This window comes from Methylobacterium brachiatum, assembly GCF_900113845.1.
Classification (GTDB): Bacteria; Pseudomonadota; Alphaproteobacteria; order Rhizobiales; family Beijerinckiaceae; genus Methylobacterium; species Methylobacterium brachiatum.
In genome coordinates this window covers 341,366-360,010 of sequence record NZ_FOQW01000005.1, presented here as the reverse complement: position 1 = coordinate 360,010, position 18,645 = coordinate 341,366, and the positions used below count along the sequence as shown (strand labels likewise).

The 18,645-nt window shown below is 68.8% G+C and carries 17 protein-coding genes, 1 tRNA gene and 1 riboswitch; of the genes, 6 read left to right on the top strand and 12 right to left on the bottom strand.

Features of this window, described 5'->3' with window-relative positions; all coding sequences use genetic code 11:
- Window positions 1-121: 121 nt before the first annotated feature.
- A complete protein-coding gene (locus BMZ47_RS07915) occupies window positions 122-523 on the bottom strand; it encodes a DCC1-like thiol-disulfide oxidoreductase family protein (RefSeq protein ID WP_050733844.1) in 402 nt (133 codons plus the stop codon).
- A complete protein-coding gene (locus tag BMZ47_RS07910; protein ID WP_091860435.1) occupies window positions 520-2,202 on the bottom strand; it encodes a hypothetical protein in 1,683 nt (560 codons plus the stop codon). Before BMZ47_RS07910 ends, BMZ47_RS07915 begins: the two co-directional genes overlap by 4 nt.
- A gap of 547 nt (window positions 2,203-2,749) precedes the next feature.
- Here BMZ47_RS07910 and BMZ47_RS07905 point away from each other — a divergent pair.
- Window positions 2,750-3,439 (top strand): class I SAM-dependent methyltransferase, encoded by a 690-nt coding sequence (locus BMZ47_RS07905; RefSeq protein ID WP_167369009.1) that lies wholly within the window; start codon window positions 2,750-2,752, stop codon window positions 3,437-3,439.
- 61 nt (window positions 3,440-3,500) lie between these two features.
- Here the strand turns inward: BMZ47_RS07905 and BMZ47_RS07900 are convergent, their stop codons facing one another.
- The 5 genes from BMZ47_RS07900 to thiC all read right to left on the bottom strand — a co-directional run bounded on the left by BMZ47_RS07900 (window position 3,501) and on the right by thiC (window position 8,953).
- Window positions 3,501-4,157 carry a glycosyltransferase family 25 protein gene (locus tag BMZ47_RS07900; RefSeq protein WP_091860429.1) on the bottom strand — a complete coding sequence of 219 codons (657 nt, stop codon included), beginning with the start codon at window positions 4,155-4,157 and terminating at the stop codon, window positions 3,501-3,503.
- A gap of 449 nt (window positions 4,158-4,606) precedes the next feature.
- Complete coding sequence (locus BMZ47_RS07895) at window positions 4,607-5,926, bottom strand: O-antigen ligase family protein (RefSeq protein WP_091860426.1); 1,320 nt, start codon at window positions 5,924-5,926, stop codon at window positions 4,607-4,609.
- A gap of 360 nt (window positions 5,927-6,286) precedes the next feature.
- Window positions 6,287-6,361, bottom strand: a tRNA-Gly gene (locus BMZ47_RS07890).
- Window positions 6,362-6,541: 180 nt separating this feature from the next.
- Window positions 6,542-6,880, bottom strand: a complete 339-nt coding sequence (locus BMZ47_RS07885) for a flagellar protein FlaG (RefSeq protein WP_007561339.1) — start codon at window positions 6,878-6,880, stop codon at window positions 6,542-6,544.
- A 186-nt stretch (window positions 6,881-7,066) separates the two neighbouring features.
- The gene (gene thiC / locus BMZ47_RS07880; protein ID WP_007561340.1) at window positions 7,067-8,953 is read right to left on the bottom strand and encodes a phosphomethylpyrimidine synthase ThiC; all 1,887 of its coding nucleotides are present in this window, start codon (window positions 8,951-8,953) and stop codon (window positions 7,067-7,069) included.
- 70 nt (window positions 8,954-9,023) lie between these two features.
- A riboswitch (TPP riboswitch) is annotated at window positions 9,024-9,129 on the bottom strand.
- 196 nt (window positions 9,130-9,325) lie between these two features.
- On the opposite strand from thiC, the gene BMZ47_RS07875 reads away from it, so the two are divergent.
- The 3 genes from BMZ47_RS07875 to BMZ47_RS07865 all read left to right on the top strand — a co-directional run bounded on the left by BMZ47_RS07875 (window position 9,326) and on the right by BMZ47_RS07865 (window position 11,735).
- A complete protein-coding gene (locus BMZ47_RS07875) occupies window positions 9,326-10,165 on the top strand; it encodes an alpha/beta hydrolase (RefSeq protein ID WP_091860423.1) in 840 nt (279 codons plus the stop codon).
- Window positions 10,166-10,187: 22 nt separating this feature from the next.
- Window positions 10,188-10,562, top strand: coding sequence for an HNH endonuclease family protein (locus BMZ47_RS07870; protein ID WP_007561344.1), 375 nt, complete (start codon window positions 10,188-10,190; stop codon window positions 10,560-10,562).
- Between the two features lie 105 nt (window positions 10,563-10,667).
- Window positions 10,668-11,735, top strand: a complete 1,068-nt coding sequence (locus tag BMZ47_RS07865) for an acyltransferase family protein (protein WP_091860420.1) — start codon at window positions 10,668-10,670, stop codon at window positions 11,733-11,735.
- A gap of 10 nt (window positions 11,736-11,745) precedes the next feature.
- On the opposite strand, the gene BMZ47_RS07860 is transcribed toward BMZ47_RS07865, so the two are convergent.
- Both BMZ47_RS07860 and BMZ47_RS07855 read right to left on the bottom strand, forming a co-directional pair.
- The gene (locus BMZ47_RS07860) at window positions 11,746-11,991 is read right to left on the bottom strand and encodes a hypothetical protein (RefSeq protein ID WP_007561348.1); all 246 of its coding nucleotides are present in this window, start codon (window positions 11,989-11,991) and stop codon (window positions 11,746-11,748) included.
- Between the two features lie 106 nt (window positions 11,992-12,097).
- Window positions 12,098-12,589: a hypothetical protein gene (locus tag BMZ47_RS07855; RefSeq protein WP_167369007.1), complete on the bottom strand. Its 492-nt coding sequence runs from the start codon at window positions 12,587-12,589 to the stop codon at window positions 12,098-12,100.
- Between the two features lie 218 nt (window positions 12,590-12,807).
- Here BMZ47_RS07855 and BMZ47_RS07850 point away from each other — a divergent pair, with 218 nt between their 5' ends.
- Window positions 12,808-13,155, top strand: a complete 348-nt coding sequence (locus tag BMZ47_RS07850; protein WP_244536756.1) for an ATP-dependent helicase — start codon at window positions 12,808-12,810, stop codon at window positions 13,153-13,155.
- A 166-nt stretch (window positions 13,156-13,321) separates the two neighbouring features.
- Here BMZ47_RS07850 and BMZ47_RS07845 read toward each other — a convergent pair whose 3' ends face one another.
- Window positions 13,322-14,296: a cyclase family protein gene (locus BMZ47_RS07845; RefSeq protein WP_091860411.1), complete on the bottom strand. Its 975-nt coding sequence runs from the start codon at window positions 14,294-14,296 to the stop codon at window positions 13,322-13,324.
- A 451-nt stretch (window positions 14,297-14,747) separates the two neighbouring features.
- Here BMZ47_RS07845 and BMZ47_RS07840 point away from each other — a divergent pair, with 451 nt between their 5' ends.
- Window positions 14,748-16,928 carry a transglycosylase domain-containing protein gene (locus BMZ47_RS07840; protein ID WP_091860407.1) on the top strand — a complete coding sequence of 727 codons (2,181 nt, stop codon included), beginning with the start codon at window positions 14,748-14,750 and terminating at the stop codon, window positions 16,926-16,928.
- A gap of 11 nt (window positions 16,929-16,939) precedes the next feature.
- On the opposite strand, the gene BMZ47_RS07835 is transcribed toward BMZ47_RS07840, so the two are convergent.
- The gene (locus BMZ47_RS07835) at window positions 16,940-17,386 is read right to left on the bottom strand and encodes a DMT family transporter (RefSeq protein WP_091860404.1); all 447 of its coding nucleotides are present in this window, start codon (window positions 17,384-17,386) and stop codon (window positions 16,940-16,942) included.
- A gap of 113 nt (window positions 17,387-17,499) precedes the next feature.
- Window positions 17,500-18,339, bottom strand: coding sequence for an aldo/keto reductase (locus BMZ47_RS07830; RefSeq protein WP_091860401.1), 840 nt, complete (start codon window positions 18,337-18,339; stop codon window positions 17,500-17,502).
- Window positions 18,340-18,645: the final 306 nt, after the last annotated feature.

The window sequence follows — 18,645 nt, the reverse complement described above, 5'->3', positions numbered from 1 at the left end:
TCCACACCGCCCACGCCCAGAAGTCGAGAGTATCGCGTCGAAGGAAGGCGCGCGAGCACCAGCAAGGCCGATGCCGGGGGACCGCCGACGGTTCTGAAACCGGCTGCGCGGGCCGGAGGCTTCAGCGCGGCAGGCCGGGATCCGGCCGGGCGATCAGCCCGCGGCCGAGGAGCGCGAGCGTCGCGCGCCGCCCGAGCTTCATCGCCGGATAGAGCAGGCGGGCGCGGGTCGGGCTCCGGAGTAGCCGCGACAGCACCCGGCCGATTGCGCCCCTGTCCTCGCTCAAGGTCGAGAGCAGGACCAGAGCATCCGGCCCGTAATACAGGCTGCGGCCGTGGCGCACGACCATGCCGTTGTCGAGATCATAGCCGCGCCGGGCCAGATCCTCGACCAGAGGGCCGCCGGCCCGGGCATCGACCAGCGCCACGGTGCCGACCGACCGGCGCAGGGCCATCAGGCGCACGTAATTGCTGCAGAACGGGCATTCGCCGTCGTAGACGACCGTCAGATTGGCGTCGCTCATGGCCTCAGCTCGATCCGATGCTCGGCTTGCGAGACCAGCCGCCGGACCGGCACGCCGTCCTGCATGCCGAGGCAGACGGATTCGCGCCGGTAGATGTAGGCGACGACGTCGTTCAGGGCCACGCCGTCGAAGCTCGCCCCGTGCTGCAGCGGGACGAAGAAGTGATGCGGGTAGAGGGCGTGCGGGAAGGATCCGAGCGTGTCGGCAATTCTGCTGACCAGGCTGTGATAGCCGCGGATATAGGCATCGACGGCGGGCCGGTCGATCTCGTTCTTCGAGAGGTCCTGCCCGGCGCCGTCCCGGGCGGTCAGGACCGGGACGTCGCATGTCAGCGAGGCCAGCACCTTGCGGTAGACCTGCGTTCCGCCGTTCGGGTTGTCGAGGGCGAAGGCGGTCTCGGCGTCCGGCGATCCGTAGGCCATGTGGGCGAAGGGATACGAGTAGAAGGTGAAGAAGTTCGTCGGAACGTAGTGGCGGCCGCCATCCTTATCGACCGCCTGAAAATACATCTTGTTGTTTGCGGCGGTGTCGTACCAGCCCAGCCGCGCCTGGGTCATGAAGCTGTTGTCGGTGAGGATGAACAGCACCGAGAGGATCCCGACCAGCAGCGGCGGCCGCTGATAGTGCCGGCTGACGACAACGGCGCCGATCGCGAGGTTCAGCAGGATCCAGGGGGCGAAATTGGCGCCCATGACGATCACGATGGACAGGTGCATCGCGTCGAAGCCGAGCAGCAGCAGCAGGAGCCAGCGCCGCGGCATGAGGATGCCGACCAGCGCCGTGCCCTGCGCCAGCAGAATGAGCGCGTTCGTTACCGCTCCGCCATGGTTCAGGACCGTCCGCATGCCCTCCACCAGCCAGGACCAGCTCGCGTAGAACACGTGGTTGTTGTCGAGACCGACGCTGAACAGTTTCGCAGGGTCGTTGGCGAGCAGCCAGGATGTCGGGCCGGCATCCAAAGTCACCTTTGCCAGGAACGACGAGTAGTAGTTGCCCAGATGGATGCTGATCGCCGCGGCGATCAGGATTTTCGAGAACAGCGCGCTCGCCGTCGCCACGTCCCCCCGCGCGGACTCGGTCAGGTCCGGCCGGGCGCGCACGCGATCGGTCACTGCGATGACGGCGAGGCCGGCCAGCAGGCAGAAGCTGACTTCCGCGAGGGGGACGACATCGATGATGTGCCCGTGCCAGAGGCCCGTCACCCGGCTGACGGCAAGCTTGCTCCAGACCAGATAGGCAGCCCCGACGACGCCGAGCGACGGCCAGCGCAGGCACAGGATTCCGGACGCCACCGACGCGATCCAGAGGCCCACGATGGCCCAAAGCGTTATCGTCGCCTTGAAACCGTGTTCGACCATCGGGAAGAGCGGGTAGTGAACGAGCGCGTAGGCGCCCGAGATCACGCCGATCAACTGAAGCAGCCGAACCGCGGCCCTGTCCGAGGCGGCATAGGTTCGGCGGAGCATCGCGGCGGCGAGCACCAAGGGCAGGACCATGATGTAATAGTTGTTCCGCTCGTCGATGACCCGGGACAGCTTGATGATCGTCAGGAGGGCGGCGATCTGCGCGAGCAGGATCAGGTAGGGCCGCGCCTGTGCGAACGAGACCGTGCCCGCCAGCCGGGATTCCCGGAGCCGGACGGTACCGTTCGGATCCACGCCTGAAAGAGATCTGATCATCGTCAATCTTCGCTGCCAGCTTCGCGTGGCGGACGCAGCGGCAGCGCGGCGGCCGGGTGGCTCCTGAAGGCGCGGGGCCGTGGGACCGGCGGAGGGGCATCACCCCTGTGCGCGCGATCCTCGAGCGGTCCAGTGCTTCGACGGCGAGCGTGCCACGGTCGCGGTCCGGACCAAGCGCAAAGTCGGCGGATGCCGGCTACGCCTTTCGGTGTGAGCCGGCGAACAAAGCCAAGCTTCGCATTCCGTTTTGGCGCATCGTCCGGCCAGCGCGACGGGGTTCGCGGTTGTCCAGGCGACCGGCCCCATGGCGGGTCCCAGATACCTCGTGCGGCCCGGCGTCTTTATCCGAAAGGATGACCTGTCTCGCCGCCCGAACGCCTGCGAGATGGGTTCGCTCGTGGCCCGAGCCCGACGCGCCGGCACAGCGTGAGTTCACCGCCCCGATCCGGCGATCACCGAGATGACGCGCGCGAACAGTTCAGGGGATCGCCGGCCACGCGACGAAGGGTGCCACGCGCGCGACGCGATCGAGACAGGAGGATATGAGATGCTGCTGATCAAGCAGAGCGCCGGCCGGTTCCTCGCCCAGCGGCCCGCCCTGCGGTCGTCGATCAAGGAGCTGGTCGAACTGGCCTTCTGGCGCAAGACCCTGTGGAAGTCGAAGGGGCGCTTCTACAACGCGCATCTGGTGCCGTTCTACACGACGTTCTTCGGCCTGGATCGCGAGTTCTATGCCAGCAAACGGGTCCTCGATGTCGGGTGCGGCCCGGTCGGAAGCCTGGAATGGGCCACCGAGGCTCTGGAGCGGGTCGGTCTCGATCCGCTGGCGGATTCCTACGTGAAGCTCAATCGCGGCCTCCATCAGATGCGCTACGTCGCGGCGCCGAGCGAGAACATTCCGTTCCCCAACGGCCGGTTCGACGTCGTCACGATGTTCAACGCCCTCGATCACGTCGAGGATGTCGGCCGCACCGTCGGCGAGCTCAAGCGCGTCTGCGCGCCCGGCGGGACGATCCTGCTGATCGTCGAGATCAACCATCCGCCGACCGTCACCGAACCGCACCTGCTGGACATGAGCATCGTCGACCAGTTCGACGAATTCACCGTCGCACGCATTGAGGTGTTCGGGATCCGGGACGATCACGACGTCTACGGCAGCCTGACGGATCGCCATCCGTTCCCGGGCGCGGACAAGCCCGGCATCCTCTGCCTGCGGTTGACGAAGAAGCTGAACTGAACGGTCTCGTGCGGGGCTTCGGCCGGGCAAAGCGCCCCGACCGGAGCCCGAATTCTGCACGCTATTGCGGCGACATGGTCCCGTAGGGCGAGGCTTCGTCCACGAAGACTGTGGTTCCTGCCATGCGCGCGTCCAGGAACCTGCGGCTCGCAGCGAGGAACGGCCGGAGGAGGCGGCTGCCCTTCACGAGGCCGCGGGCGTTCGACCCGGCCGGAAGAAGCGGCGCATCGAAGGCATGGATCGAGACGGGATTCGGCGACATCACGCGCGCCCGGCTGACGGCCTTGCGCTCGTAGAAGTACCCCCACTCATACGCGGCCGCCACGACCGGCCGGTTCGCCGCCAGGATGCCTTCCGCGGCCTGCCGGGTGATCACGTAAGCTGCACTCGTGCCGAGCCCGCTCATGCGCATCGGCAGGCAGAGCCGATAATCGCCGATCGAGACGGCATCCACGGTGCTGAAGCTGGCCCTGTGCGGCGGGCGATTGTGAAGCAGCACCACATCGCCTCGGCGCAGGGTTGCCTCGACCCGAACCAGAATGTCGTGAATGTCGGGCGGCAGGACAGCGTCATCCGCGACGATCAGCGCCCAGGGCATCTTGCGGGCGATCACCGACTCGTAGGCCGCCAGATGCGACAGGGCGCAGCCGATCTGTTCCGGCGTCAGATCGGAATTGGGCGACGCGTCGCGGCCGGCTATCGTTCCGTCGATGCCCATGATCTCGAAGTCCGGCCCCCAGATCGAATGGAGATGCCGGGTGATATAAGCATGTCTCTCGCGATACCGCGGTGCGGATATTGCAATGCAGCACATGGAACCGACCTTCGATGCGCAATAATGCGCATTTACCGATGTATTGCAATAAAAATTTTTATCGAATTCAGTAATCGAGATGGTGAGGTTTTTCTAACTGACCGCTCTGTGCGAAATAGATTTTACGACTGTATGCGTTTGAATAGACGACCGGAAACGCAGGGTGGGTTCATGATTTTCGGTGTGACCGAAATATGTAAATCTGCCCGTAGGACTATAAAAACCGGAGTTCAGGGCTAACGATCGGCATCTGACGAAAGGGCAACCAAAAACACGCCACGCGAAGCGTGGGAGCTTCGAGCGCCTTACCATTGCGCGTCTCGACGCCGGTTCACGCGCCCGGCAGCGGATCGTCAGCGCGCCCGCGGTGACCGCAGGACCGGCAGGATCGCGGCCATCAGGAATTGATGCACGCCGTGGTTCACGAAGAGCGGGCATTCGAAACAGATCAGGACGGTGATCTGCGAGAGGAACAGGATCGGCCAGGCTTCCACGTAGCCGGGCGAGCGGGCGAAGTGCCGGACGATCCGGCGCGCCGTGTCGAGCAGGACGCAGGCGAAGACGAGCAGGCCGACGGTTCCGAAGGCCACGGCGATGTCGATGAAGTTGTTGTGGAAGAACCAGACCTTCTGCTTGGTGGTGAAGTGGAGGTAGGGGGCCGTGGTGATCGGGCTTTCCCAATAGGCCTTGTAGCCGATCCCGATGAAGGGTTCCCGCCAGAACTGGTCGATGCCGAATTGCCAGAGGATCGTACGCCCGGTGAGCGTCGTGTCCTTCCCGAGATCGGAGAGGAGGCTCGTCGACAGGGCAGCCCCATGGGTCGCCGCGATCAGGATGCCGATGCCGGCAAGCGCGATGGCCACGCCGAGGCAGAAGCCCGTGACGAGGTTTCCCTGGCGCCAAGCGATGATGACGACGAGCGGTGCGAGCCCGAGGGCACCGGCCACGAGGGCGGTGGCGGAATGGGACGACGCAAGCAGCCCCAGCGCTCCGAGAAAGGCGGCACCGGTCAGGAGCCGGTGCCAGCCCTGGAGGAACAGGCACGCGGCGCAGAGGAGCTGGAGGCTCATCAGGCTGCCCAGCACGTTCTTGTGCGAGTAGACGCCGGACCATTCGCCGCTGAGCCCGCGGGTCATGCCGGGGGCGGCCACGCCCAGCACGATCGACAGGATCTGCCCCCCGAGCAGCCCGAGGAAGACGATCCGGACGATGCCCGACAGTCCCACCGTGGCGCGCATGGCGATGCCGGCCACGATCGTGGCGAGCAGCTGGAGGCCGTGATAGGCCGTGATACCCGGCGTCAGGGACCAGGCCGCCGACAGCATGGCCAGCGCCGGCCAGAGCAGAAGGATCGGCCGGCTTCCGAACAGCGTGCTGGTCAGATCCCGCCGCAGGACCAGGAAGGCCAGGGCGGCCAGGTCGGCGCCGAGCCAAACGGCCTTATCGAGTCCCGGAAGCTTGAGCTGCTCGCCGCTCAACGGCGCCAGCAGGATCAGCAGGATCCACGGGATGGCGGCGAGCCCAAGGCGCGGCAAGTCAGCGGGGCGGTTCCGGCGTCGCACGCCCCGTCCGGAGGCCCGCTCCATCGCCGCCCCGGGGGCGCCGGTCGCGAGCCAGCTCAGCCCGGCGGCGTGGTCCAACCCGAAGCCGGCCGTGTCTCGACGCAAAGCCATCGCACCCCGTCCCGAACCTCCCGATCGCCGCCGTCGGGCGGAGGTGTCGGGGGTTCCTTACGAAGGGCAGTCTATCGAGGCGCGGTGCCGGGCCGAATCCGCCAATCGAGGTAGGCCGGATGGGTGATCGACCCGACCAGCAGCTTGGCTAGGCCGTTCCATCCGGTTCGGCGGCCGATCCGCGAACGCGGCGCCTCCGCGTTTCGCAGCACGCGCAGAGACGGGAGGCTCATGGGCGCCGCGTCGGAAACCGGATGGCTTCAGGCCGCGCGCCGTGCGGGGGCATAGTCTGCATGGCGCAGACAGGCGATCACCCTGATGCGGGTTCGCAAGGCCGTTCGACGATGACAGGAAAGACGATGGAGCGGGCGATCGGGATCGAACCGACGACATTCAGCTTGGGAAGCTGACGTTCTACCACTGAACTACGCCCGCGACACGATCGGTGCGGTGTTCTCGGCACCGACGAGGCCGCAGCGCCGTCGGGGCTCCGCGCGCCCGTGTACGGGACCGATCTAGCAGCCCCGCGGCGATGGCGTCAAACGGGGTTTTGCGGTTTCGACAGGATCGGCGGCCCGTGGCCTCCGCGACGTGACGTGCGGAGCCGGGATCGGGTCAGGCGACGCGGGACAGTTTTCCGGGCTGGGCCTCGCGCGCTTCGCGCGCGGCGTCGTAGGCGCGGTTGCGCAACGCCGTCTCGCTCGGGAGTTGGTCGATCACGGTGCCGGAATTCGGATCGACCACCTGGAACACGATCGAACTGGTGTCCGGATCTTGGATGTAGCGCGCCTTGTCGCCGGCCGGGGCGATGTCGAGCTTCACCGCGGGTTCGAGCGGGGTGGTCGCGTCCTGCGCCGGCGTGTTCTGCTGCGTGACGGCCGAGGCCGCGGATGCCGCGAGGGCGTCGAGACCCTGAGGCCCCGGCGTCGTCGCACTGAGCGGACGGATATCCATGGCTGATCTCCTACGATCCTGTGATCGGGGGATTCAGCGGATCTGGCGCCTAAGCGTTCGTTAACACCGCCCCCCGCCGGGCGGGATGGGCGCCGCCGGTCCGGACTCGCGATGAAGATCGGGTTACCGGATCAGGATAAATTGACCGGCACGCCCCGCCCTGAACGGGCAGGGCGTGCCCGGCCCTCACTCGGCGGCGTCGACGTAGAGCTTGCCGCCCTCGGCCAGGAACTCCTGCGACTTCGCCCGCATGCCGGCTTCGGCCTCGGCCTTGGACATGATCGGCGACGCGCCCACCACCTCGCCGGCCTCCTCCATCGCCAGCACCTCGGCGCGGAGATCCTGCGTGATCTTCATCGAGCAGAATTTCGGGCCGCACATCGAGCAGAAATGCGCGACCTTGTGGGCGTCCTTGGGCAGGGTCTCGTCGTGGTAGCGGCGGGCCGTATCCGGATCGAGGCCCAGGTTGAACTGGTCCTCCCAGCGGAAGTCGAACCGGGCGCGGCTGAGCGCGTCGTCGCGCAGCTGGGCGGCCGGGTGGCCCTTGGCGAGGTCGGCGGCGTGGGCGGCGATCTTGTAGGTGATCACCCCGGTCTTCACGTCGTCCCGGTCCGGGAGCCCGAGATGCTCCTTCGGGGTGACGTAGCAGAGCATCGCGGTGCCGAACCAGCCGATCATCGCGGCACCGATGCCCGAGGTGATGTGGTCGTAGCCGGGGGCGATGTCGGTGGTCAGCGGGCCGAGGGTGTAGAACGGCGCCTCGCCGCATTCCCGCAGCTGCTTCTCCATGTTGACCTTGATCTTGTGCATCGGCACGTGGCCGGGGCCCTCGATCATCACCTGGCAGCCCTTGTCCCAGGCGACCTTGGTCAGCTCACCCAGCGTCTCGAGCTCGCCGAACTGCGCGGCGTCGTTGGCGTCGGCGATCGAGCCCGGGCGCAGGCCGTCGCCCAGCGAGAACGAGACATCGTAGGCCCGCATGATGTCGCAGATCTCGTCAAAATGCTCGTACAGGAACGATTCCCGGTGCCCGGCCAGGCACCAGCGCGCCATGATCGAGCCGCCGCGCGAGACGATGCCGGTGACCCGGCGGGCGGTGAGCGGCACGTGGGCGAGCCGCACGCCGGCATGGATGGTGAAGTAATCGATGCCCTGCTCGGCCTGCTCGATCAGGGTATCCTTGAAGACCTCCCAGTCGAGCTTGAGCGGATCACCGCCGACCTTCTCCAGCGCCTGGTAGATCGGCACGGTCCCGATCGGCACCGGGCTGTTGCGGATGATCCACGAGCGGATGTTGTGGATGTTGCGGCCGGTGGACAGGTCCATGACCGTGTCGGCGCCCCAGCGGATCGACCAGACCAGCTTCTCGACCTCTTCCGCCGCCGACGAGGTGACGGCCGAGTTGCCGATATTCGCGTTGATCTTGACCAGGAAATTCCGGCCGATCGCCATCGGCTCCAGCTCGGTGTGGTTGATGTTGGCCGGGATGATCGCCCGGCCGCGGGCGATCTCGTCGCGCACGAATTCGGGGGTGATGAACGGCGGGACCGAGGCGCCGAAGCTCTGGCCGTCGGCGAGCGTGGCCTCGGCGCCCGCCAGCATCGCGTCACGGCAGGCATTCTCGCGATGGGCGACGTAGATCATCTCCTCGGTGATGATCCCGGCCCGGGCGAACTCGTACTGCGTCACCATCTGGCCGGGACCCGCCTTGCGGATCGTCCGCTCGGCCGGGCAGGGGGCCACGAGCTTGTCGCCGGCGAAGCCGTTATCCTCGGGCTTGACCGCGCGGGGCTCGACGGCGGCGTAGCCGCGCGCAGCGATCCAGGGCTCGCGCACGCCGGGCAGGCCGGCGGTGAGGTCGATGCGCGCATCGGTCTCCGTGTAGGGGCCCGACGGATCGTAGACCCGCACCGGCTCCTCTTTCGGATCGGACAGGACGATCTCGCGATAGGGGACGCGGATGTCCGACCGGCCCGCCGGGCTCGCATAGACCTTGCGCGATCCGGTGACCGGACCGGTGGTCACGGTCTCCGGGCTGCCTTTCACGTCCTTGGGAAGAACGGGTGCGTTCATCGTGGGCCTCTCCTCGTGTTGGAGTGTTCCGGACCACGCGATGGCTGAGATGAGATCCGGCCGCACGCAGGCAGCCGCAGGTTCCCGTCCCTCCGCCGGTATGAGCCGGATCAGGTTCAAGGGTCAGGGCAGCGTGCCCAATCTCAGCCCCCTGCAGGGCCCCCCTCGGAACGGTTCAAGACTCGGCCCCGGCAAAGGGTTTGTCAATGCTGCGTCAAGCGCGGAGGCTGACAGGACAGGGGGACTCGGTCTCAATGCTCCGGCGGACCGCCGACAATGCGGTGAGGCCGCGCGCTGTCGGATCGGACTTGCCTCCCGGGCAGGTGAACCGCGGCTATAATTTTCGCCGCCTGAAGCCGCCGAACATCGCCGATGCGCATCCTGCTCCTGCTGCTGGCCATCGTGGCCCTGATCTATCTGGCCGCGCTCATCGCACTCGCGGTGTTCCAGCGGCGGCTGATCTATCCCGGCGCCGCCTGGAAGGGTGAGCCCGCGATCGGCCGCTTCACCCCGCCCGGGACCGAGCCGATCACCCTGACCACGGAGGACGGCGAGCGGCTCTTCGCCCTGTGGCGGGCGCCGAGGCCGGGATGCGGGGTCATCGTCAGCTTCCACGGCAATGGGTCCCGGCCGGAGCCGCATGCCGCCCGCTTCGCCGCAGATCCCTGGCGGGCCGCCGGGTGGGGCCTGCTGGCACCCGCCTATCGGGGATATCCCGGCTCGACCGGGACGCCGACCGAGGACGGGCTGATCCGCGATGGGGCGGCGGCGATCGCGGCCGTGCAGGAGCGGGCCCCGGGTGCGCCGATCCTGCTGCACGGCCATTCCCTGGGGGCCGCGGTGGCGGTCGCGCTGGCCGGGCGCATCGCAGCGATCGGGCTCTATCTCGAGGCGCCGTTCGACTCGCTCGCCCATGCCGTGCGGCTGCATGTCCCGCTGGCCCCGTCCTGGCTCCTGCGCGACACCTACCGCTCGGACCTGCGCATCCGCGACGGGACCGAGCCGGTCCTGATCGTCCAGGGCACCGACGACCCTGTGGTGCCGGCCAAGCTCGCGCGGGCGTTGGCCGAGGCCGCGGGGCCGCGGGCGCGGTTCGCGCTGGTCCCGGGCGATCACGTCTCGATCTTCGGCGTCCGGGATCGCGAGGCCGAGGCGGCGTTTCGCGGTCGCGTCGGGGCGGCCTGTTGTCCTGCGGACGGCGCCGTGCCGTGATCGGGTTGAGAGGAGGGATCGCTTGGTCGGACGCCGCTCCCGGCGCTGGAACGCCGACGATCCGGAGATGCCCGGCGCCGTCCCCCGGGCGGACCCGGTCTGCCCGCTCTGCGGCCGATCGATCCCGCCGCGCGCCCGCTCCAGCCTGCATCACCTCACCCCGAAGCTGAAGGGCGGCACCCACCAGGGCACGGTCCGCCTGCACCAGATCTGCCATTCGGCGATCCATGCCCGCTACAGCGAGGCCGAGATCGCCAAGCGCCTCGCCGACGTGGACGCGCTGCGGGCCGATCCCGAGATCGCGCGCTTCCTGGTCTGGATCCGCGGCAAGCCCGACGATTTCTACGCCGCCACGCGCATGACCCGGGACCGGCGTGCCGGCCGGCGCCGGGACTGAGCGCGCCGTTTACCCGGCGCTCAGCACATCCTGAGGTTACGTCCCGGCTCACGCATCCCCGTCAACCTTCTCGGTGCACGCTCGCCTCGGTCTCGGAGTGGCGTGATGGGCGGGGCAGGGGACGCGGACGGCCGGCTGGCCTGGGTCGATGTCGCCAAGGGGATCTGCATCCTCCTGGTGGTGATGATGCATTCCGTCATCGGCACCGGCCTGGCGATGGGGGGCGAGGGGTTCCTCCACCCGATCGTGGCCTTCGCCAAGCCGTTCCGGATCCCGGACTTCTTCCTCCTGTCCGGCTTGTTCCTGGGCCGTGTGATCGACCGGGACTGGCGCCTGTTCGCCGACCGCCGGGTCGTGCATTTCGCGTATTTCTACCTGCTCTGGCTCGTGATCCAGTCGGCGGCCCGATACGGCAGCCTGGTCGGTGAGGCCGGGCCCGGGGCGTTCGCCGCACATCTCGCCCACGCGCTGATCGAACCGTATTCCAGCCTGTGGTTCGTCTACCTGCTGGCCGTCTTCTCGGTGGTGACCAAGGCCCTGCGCCGATGCCCGGGGCCACTCCTGCTGGCCGGGGCCGCCCTCCTGCAGATGGCCGATATCCGCAGCGAGGCGACCCTGATCGAGGAGTTCTGCGGCCGCTACGTCTACTTCGTGGCGGGCTACCTGTTCGCCGGCCGGATCTTCGCTTTGGCGGAGGATGCCCGCCGGCATGCCGGCCTCGCCCTCTGCGGTCTCGCCGCCTGGGCCGGCCTGGAGGGATGGCTCGCCCTGACGGCGACGGGCAACCCGGTCTACCCGACGCTGGCCAGCCTGCCGCTGGTCAGCCTCGCCCTCGGTGCGGCCGGCGCGCTGGCGATCGTGGTCACGGCTGCGCTGATCGAGCGGGCGGGCGGCGTCCTGGCCGAGACCCTGCGGATCTGCGGCCAACGCTCGATCGTGATCTATCTCGCCTTCTCGCTGCCGATGGCCGCGACCCGAGAAGTCTTAATCCGCACCGGCCTCGTGACGGATATCGGTTTGGCCGGGCTGATCGTGATGGCCGCCGCCCTCCTGCTCCCGCTGGCACTCGAGCGGCTGGTGCGCGATACGCCGCTCAACCTGCTGTTCGTGCGCCCGAAGCTGTTTCGGCTGGCGACCCGGCCCCGGCCGCGCTCGACCTTGGCGACGACCTGAGCGGCGGCGGTCAGCCCTCGAAGGCGACGCCGATCCGGCGGCTCCGCCGCCAGGCCACTGCGGCCGGCCGCGGGTCTGCGCCCTCGGCGAGGCGGATCGGGAACCGGTCCGGCACCGCCTGATCGCTCTCGACCTCGATCTGTGCGCCCGTCTCGGTCGCGTCCCAGACGAGGCAGCCGACCTCGCCGCAGGCGAGCAGCAATGTGCCGAACGTGAAGGCATTCTTGCGGAATGCCCCGCGGCGATCCTCCGTCATCGCACCCTCCAGCCGGCCCGCGAAGCCAAGATTCGCGAGCCGAACGATGCCGGAAGCCGGTTAACAGCCCGGATATGGCGGCGAGACTGATCTCCCTGCCAACCGATCAATACTCGTCCCGGTCATCCCGGTAGCTGCGCCGGGGCGGGCCGTAATCCTCGTCGTAGGACCGGCGCGGCCGCGGGCGGTCGTAGTCGCGGCCGTCGCGATAATCGTCGCGCCGCCGGTAATCGTCGCGCCGACGGTCGTCGTAATCGTCGTCGCGGTCGCGGTCGCGATCACGGGCGCGTGGGCCGCCGCCGAGGGTTTCGCTGAGGCGCGGCGCGTACCAGCAGCTCTTGGGCTGGCCCGGGGCGGGATCGCCGAACGTCTGGCTGTTGCACGGGACCATGCCGCCCTGCGGGAACGGCCGGCCGTTGGTCTTACCGGGCACGCCGTAATAGACATTGGTCGGGTAGGGCATCCGGCACACCCCGCCGTCCTGGGCGCAGGCGACCAGGTTCACCGTGTCGAGCTGCTCGACCCGCGCCGATGCTGGCTCGACAAGAGCTGGGCCGAGCAAGAGGCCCCCGAGGGCCACGGCAATCCTGCAACGCACGTCGTCGATCCCTTTCTGGCCGTTGATCGCGGCCTCGATATCGCGGCGCGGTGGCTTCCGGCTAGAGCCCGGCACCGGTATGGCGAACCCATGACGGTCCACACGCGGTCGCAGGCCGGGACCGATATCGTGTGACAGGGATCGGGCGCGCGCCGGGTTGTCCACCGGGACTGGCGCGTCGGGAGGAACCAATGCGGGATGCGTCGGCGCAGGAGCTCATGATCCTCAGCGCGCTGCAGGAATGCCGGCTGCAGCTCGAAGCCGCGCGGCAGGACGAGGCGTCCCGCGCCGCCGTGCGTCTCGAACTCGACGCGGCCCTGCAACGCGAGGCCGTGCTGAAGGCCGAGATCGTCGAGGAGCGCGAACGCACCGAGGCGGTGCGGACCGTTCTGCTGGCGTTGAATGCCAGCATCGGCCGGTTCGGGCTGCGTCGGCGCCTGTTCAAATCGCGCATTGCCCGGCTCGGCCGCGAGACCCCCGATGCCGGCCCGCAATCGGTCCGGCACCCGGTGCTGCTCGCCGAGGCGCGGCGGGTGCTCGGCCAGGATCCGACGGCGGCCGGTTAGAGCCCCGATCGCCTTAAGCTGTCATCGGGCGGACGCGCAGCGAAAGCGTTGTCCGAACGCGAGCCCCCGTTCAAAGGAGTTCCGCCGGCATCGCGCGATCGATTGCGGGCGCTCGGCGGTGCGTCCGCGGCTCCGAAACGGATCCCCGCTCGGCGGTGGCGGTCGGTCAACGGATCCGCATGCCAGCCGCCGGGTCGAATCGCAGGGGTGTGTCCGATCTGGGCAGCGGCGCATCGGCGGGGCCGATCGCGACGCCGTGCGGCCAGTCTGGCGGACAGATGGCGACGTAGCGCGCGTAGCCTCCGGTGCCGCCGCCGAACTTCGGATAGCCGATCGCGACAAGGGCGCCGGCCTCGGGCACCTGGTCGAGATGGGCGACGCCCTCCGCCTGGGCGTAACCGTTGTGCATGAGCCAGTGCTCGCCCTCCAGCGTGGGCGTCGAGTCGGTGTCCAGCGGCTCGTGGCCGTGGAACAGGATCTTGCGCTCCAGGTGCAGGAACTTGAGTGCGGCGAGCGAGACGCCGGGAAACTGCTTGAGGGTCGCGAGAGCCGGGTCCGGCCAGCGCTTCGACCAGTCGGAGCGCACGAAGACCACGGCGCCCTCCGGGATACGGCCGTGGGCCGCCTCCCAGCGCGCGATGTCGGCGATCTGGAGCGCGTAGTTCGGGTCCGCCCGCACGGCATCCACGATCGAGATCACGACCAGCGGACGCACCGCGTAGGTCGGAGGAAGCTCGTCGATGGCGGGGTATTCGGGCGCCCAATGCGCGGGCGGATCGAGTTGGGTGCCGAGCTGGTCGGTGGCGAGCCGGTATTGCGTCGCCTCGAAGCCGTTCTTCTCGAAGGTGAAGGCCTCGCCCCTTTTCGCGAAATCCGGGAGATCGGCCCCGGCCTGCGCCCGTGCGAAGGTGGAGGGACCGAAGCCCGCCCAGACCGGGATCGCGGGCGTGATCGTGTGGGTGAGATCGACGTATTTCGCGCGCTTCAAGGCGGTCTCGTAGACCGTCCAGAGGGCGGTGTCGTCCGCCGCGCGCGTCGGTACGCCGAGGAGCGCGAGCCACATCACGGCCCAGGGGAGCCGGCTGGCGAGCGTTCGATGCCGGGTGCCGCGCGCGAGGGCGTTCAAAGGCGATCGAAACATGGATTCGGGTTCCGAGCCGTGTCCGGGGCGCCGATTAAGGCCCGAAACGCGATCGTCGCAAATCCCCGCCCACTTCGTTTGAATGGAGCCAAGACGTTTCGGTGCGCCTCCCGGCGTCTCGAAGCAGACGGCGCGGGACAGTCATTCTGCCGAAGGTCGGGGTCGGCGAGCAGGCCGCTTTCGACCTGCGCTGCCTTCGGTGACCGCCCGAAAGCCAGAGGTCCGCACCGCCGCCCGCCCATCCGCTTAACCGGTTGGACACCGTGTTGCCCCAAGCTGACCGCAGGGTCGCCATCGGCAGCGGTCATGACCCGGGTGCGCGGTCGAGGTACGGGCGTGATCGAGCGTCCGGTCCGTCCTCCCCGCTAATCCGCCGCAATTCGCGTGCGGTAACCGGGTCGCGCCGCAATCCACGCGCGCGCCGGTGTCGGATCGTTCGAAGACGGGATGCATGGCCAAGGGTCGGGGCAGGATGGAGCCGAATTTCGACGTGCCGGAAGGGCGCGTCCGGGATCGCGGCGAACTCGACCTGCGCCTGTCCCGGGACGACCGGGCCGGGACAGGAGAGCGCGTGGGCAAGCGAGCGGGCGAGACGACGCGGGCCCCGGCCAAGACCACGGCGCGCCGGTCCCCGAAGAAATCCGGCCGGCGGCGGCGCTCGTGGCTCGGCCGGATCGTCTACGGCACCGTGGTGCTCGGCCTGTGGGCGGTGATCGGCATCGCCGGTCTCATCGCCTACCACGCCTCGCAGCTACCGCCGATCGACCAGCTGGCGGTGCCCAAGCGGCCGCCCAACATCGCGATCCTGGCAAGCGACGGCTCGCTGCTCGCCAACCGGGGTGAGACCGGCGGCCGGGTGGTCTCGATCAAGGAGCTGCCGCCCTACCTGCCCCGGGCCTTCGTGGCGATCGAGGACCGGCGCTTCTACCAGCATTTCGGCGTCGATCCGGTGGGCATCCTCCGGGCGATCGGCCAGAACCTGACCCGGCGCGGCGTCGCGCAGGGCGGCTCGACGCTCACCCAGCAGCTCGCCAAGAACCTGTTCCTGACGCCTGAGCGCTCCGCCTCGCGCAAGATCCAGGAGGCGATCCTCGCCCTGTGGCTGGAGCACAAGTACAGCAAGGACGAGATCCTCGAACTGTACCTGAACCGGGTCTATTTCGGCGCCGGCGCCTACGGCGTCGAGGCCGCGGCGCAGCGCTATTTCGGCAAGCCCGCCAAGGAGGTGTCGCTGGCCCAGGCGGCGATGCTCGGCGGCCTCGTCCAGGCGCCCTCGCGGCTCGCCCCGAACCGCAACCTGCCGGCCGCCCAGGCCCGCGCCGCCCAGGTGCTCGCGGCCATGCAGGAACTCGGCTTCGTCCCGGCGCAGGACGCCAAGGTGGCGCTGGCCCAGCCGGCCCGGCCCGCCAATGCCCGGGGCGGCGGCTCGGCCAACTACGTCGCCGACCTCGTGATGGACGTGCTCGACGACTACGTCGGCAAGTTCGACACCGACATCACCGTCCAGACCACCGTGGATACGAGCCTTCAGGCCCTGGCCGAGAAGGCGCTTACCGATGAGCTGAACGCCAAGGGCACGCGGTTCAATGTCGGCCAGGGCGCCCTGGTCTCGATGCGGCCCGACGGGGCGATCCGCGCGCTGATCGGCGGGCGCGACTACGCGCAGAGCCAGTTCAACCGGGCGACCACGGCCAAGCGCCAGCCCGGCTCCTCGTTCAAGCCGTTCGTCTACCTCGCCGCCGTGGAGCACGGGGCGACGCCCGAGACGGTGAAGGACGACGCGCCGATCCGGATCGGCAACTGGGCGCCGGAGAACTACTCCCACCGCTACGACGGCCCGGTCACCCTGCGCACCGCGCTGGCGCATTCGCTCAATACGGTGGCGGTGCGGCTTGGCCAGGAGGTCGGCCCGAAGACCGTGGTGCAGACGGCGCAGCGGCTGGGCATCACCTCGCCGCTCCAGGCCAACGGCTCGATCGCGCTCGGCACCTCCGAAGTGACGCTTCTGGAAATGGTCGGCGCCTACGGGGCCTTCGCCAATGGCGGGACCGGAGTGATCCCGTACGTCGTCACCTCCGTGAAGAGCGCCGCCGGCAAGGTCCTGTACAAGCGCTCGGAGAACGGCCTCGGACGGGTCATCGACGCCAATGCCGACGGCATGATGAACGCCATGATGCACGAGACCTTCGCGTCCGGCACGGCCAAGAAGGCCGACATTCCGGGCTGGGAACTCGCGGGCAAGACCGGCACCACCCAGGATTTCCGCGACGCCTGGTTCATCGGCTATTCGGGTACCCTCGTCACCGGGATCTGGCTCGGCAACGACGACGGCGAACTCACCAAGAAGGTCACCGGCGGCAATCTGCCGGCGGAGATCTGGAAGACCTACATGACCCAGGCGCTGAAGGGTCAGAACCCGGTGCCGCTGCCCGGCCTGAACCGCTGGCGCAAGCCGCCGCCCGAGACCACCGCCTCGGTGGCGAGCGCGGCACCGGGCGCCCCGACCGACATCCTCGGCCAGATCTTCGGGGATCCGGCCGCCCCGGCGCCCCGCCAGCAGGCTCCCTCGCGTCGGGCGCCCGCGAAGGACGACCGCAACTTCGTCGAGAAGCTGTTCGGGATCGGTGAATAGGTAGGTCCGGCTCAGCGCCGGATCAGGACCACGCCGCCGATCAGGAGCGCGACGCCCAGCGCCCGCGGCACGTCGATCGGCCGTTGGGCGAGGCCGAGCCAGCCGTAATGGTCGAAGATCACCGAGGCGAGCATCTGGCCGGTGACCAGGAGCGCCAGGAAGGTCCCGGCCCCGAGCTGCGGGACGAGGACGATCCCGAGGCCGATGAAGATCGCCCCGAACATCCCGCCGCTCCACGCCCACCAGGGGATTCGCGCCAGCATCCCGGCGGACGGAATCGGGTCGCGGGCGACGAGGGCGAAGACCACCATGCAGGCAACCCCGACCGTGAAGCTCACGACGCCCGACAGGGCGGCCGAGTTGAGCGCCGTGCGGAGATTGGCGTTCAGCGCCTGCTGGATCACGATGCTGACGCCCGCCGCGAGGGCGAGAGACGAGGGCAGGAGCAGTTTCAGCATGATGGGCGGCTGCTTTCGGTCGGCGCGGGGGTGACGGCCGTGGTTTGGCGGCGGTACCGCGATTCCCCCGCCCTCGCCACATCGGTCACGCCACGCCGGTCGTCCTCGGCTCCTCACAACATCGGCAGCATCCGGGGGCGCGGCCCGCGCGGGAAATGCGCGTCGATCATGGCGAGTTCGGCCGGGCCGAGATGCAGGTCGGCCGCGGCGGCATTCTCGATCGCCCGGGCCGGACGGCCGGTCTTGGGGATCGTGAAGGTGCCGGGCAGCCGCGTGAGGAAAGCCAGGGCCACCGCGTAGGGGGTCGTGCCGTGGGCGCGGGCGATCCCGTCGAGGACGCGGCCTCCGGCGCTGGCGGGATCCGGAAACTCGCCGCTGCCGAACGGCGAATAGCCGACCATCGCGACCCCGTGCTTCTCGCACCAGGGCAGCACCGCGTGCTCGATCGCCCGCTCGTTGAGGTGATACAGGACCTGATTGCAGGCGATCCGGTCCGGCCCCGCGATAGCGAGGACTTGGTCGAGATCGTCGACGTCGAAGTTGCTCAACCCCCAGGCGAGGATCTTGCCCGCCCGGCGCAGATCCTCGAATCCCGCGATCGTCTCGGCCAGGGGATGCTGCCCGGGCCAGTGCAGCAGGTAGCAGTCGAGCCGATCGGTCTTCAGCCGCCGCAGGGAGGCCTCGCAGGCCCGCACGACGCCCCGGCGCGTGGCATTGCCCGGGACCACCTTCGAGACGAGGAAAACCTCCTCGCGGCAATCGGTGGTCGCCTCGGCCACGATCGCCTCGGCATCGCCGTACATCTCCGCGGTATCGATATGGGTCATGCCGGCATCGATGCCGGCCCGCAGGGCGCGCACCGCGTCGGCCCGGTCCGACCCGTCGATGTGCCACGTGCCCTGGCCGATGACCGGCACAGAAACGCGCGTCGTTCCGAAGCTCCTGGCATACATGGCAGCGCTCCCTTCCCGGCCGCGATGGTTGTTGTTGTTTGGCGTCGGCTTGCAGGTCCGGGCCGAGCCCGCATCCGCCCGAGCGATGGGCGACCCGGCCTGCAGGCCCGAACGCCCGCCGCGCCTTACTCGCGCCATCTTGGGGGGATGAGCAATGGGCGGTCGCCGCTCCGGTGCGAAACTTTAGGCCAGTGTCTCACGCCGCGCTCAATGAGGCTGCCAGGGTGTCCGCGAGGCTGCGTGCCGCGCCTCGGACGCAGCCGCTCAAGCTCGGGCCGGGCCGGAAGGCGTCGCGCGTTCCGGCCG

Bases quoted from the DNA above. Each gene is read 5' to 3' on its own strand.
- BMZ47_RS07915 (WP_050733844.1), bottom strand. From the start codon at position 523: ATGAGCGACGCCAATCTGACGGTCGTCTACGACGGCGAATGCCCGTTC.
- BMZ47_RS07910 (WP_091860435.1), bottom strand. From the start codon at position 2,202: ATGATCAGATCTCTTTCAGGCGTGGATCCGAACGGTACCGTCCGGCTC.
- BMZ47_RS07905 (WP_167369009.1), top strand. From the start codon at position 2,750: ATGCTGCTGATCAAGCAGAGCGCCGGCCGGTTCCTCGCCCAGCGGCCC.
- BMZ47_RS07900 (WP_091860429.1), bottom strand. From the start codon at position 4,157: ATGGGCATCGACGGAACGATAGCCGGCCGCGACGCGTCGCCCAATTCC.
- BMZ47_RS07895 (WP_091860426.1), bottom strand. From the start codon at position 5,926: ATGGCTTTGCGTCGAGACACGGCCGGCTTCGGGTTGGACCACGCCGCC.
- BMZ47_RS07885 (WP_007561339.1), bottom strand. From the start codon at position 6,880: ATGGATATCCGTCCGCTCAGTGCGACGACGCCGGGGCCTCAGGGTCTC.
- thiC (WP_007561340.1), bottom strand. From the start codon at position 8,953: ATGAACGCACCCGTTCTTCCCAAGGACGTGAAAGGCAGCCCGGAGACC.
- BMZ47_RS07875 (WP_091860423.1), top strand. From the start codon at position 9,326: ATGCGCATCCTGCTCCTGCTGCTGGCCATCGTGGCCCTGATCTATCTG.
- BMZ47_RS07865 (WP_091860420.1), top strand. From the start codon at position 10,668: ATGGGCGGGGCAGGGGACGCGGACGGCCGGCTGGCCTGGGTCGATGTC.
- BMZ47_RS07860 (WP_007561348.1), bottom strand. From the start codon at position 11,991: ATGACGGAGGATCGCCGCGGGGCATTCCGCAAGAATGCCTTCACGTTC.
- BMZ47_RS07850 (WP_244536756.1), top strand. From the start codon at position 12,808: ATGATCCTCAGCGCGCTGCAGGAATGCCGGCTGCAGCTCGAAGCCGCG.
- BMZ47_RS07845 (WP_091860411.1), bottom strand. From the start codon at position 14,296: ATGTTTCGATCGCCTTTGAACGCCCTCGCGCGCGGCACCCGGCATCGA.
- BMZ47_RS07840 (WP_091860407.1), top strand. From the start codon at position 14,748: ATGGCCAAGGGTCGGGGCAGGATGGAGCCGAATTTCGACGTGCCGGAA.
- BMZ47_RS07835 (WP_091860404.1), bottom strand. From the start codon at position 17,386: ATGCTGAAACTGCTCCTGCCCTCGTCTCTCGCCCTCGCGGCGGGCGTC.
- BMZ47_RS07830 (WP_091860401.1), bottom strand. From the start codon at position 18,339: ATGTATGCCAGGAGCTTCGGAACGACGCGCGTTTCTGTGCCGGTCATC.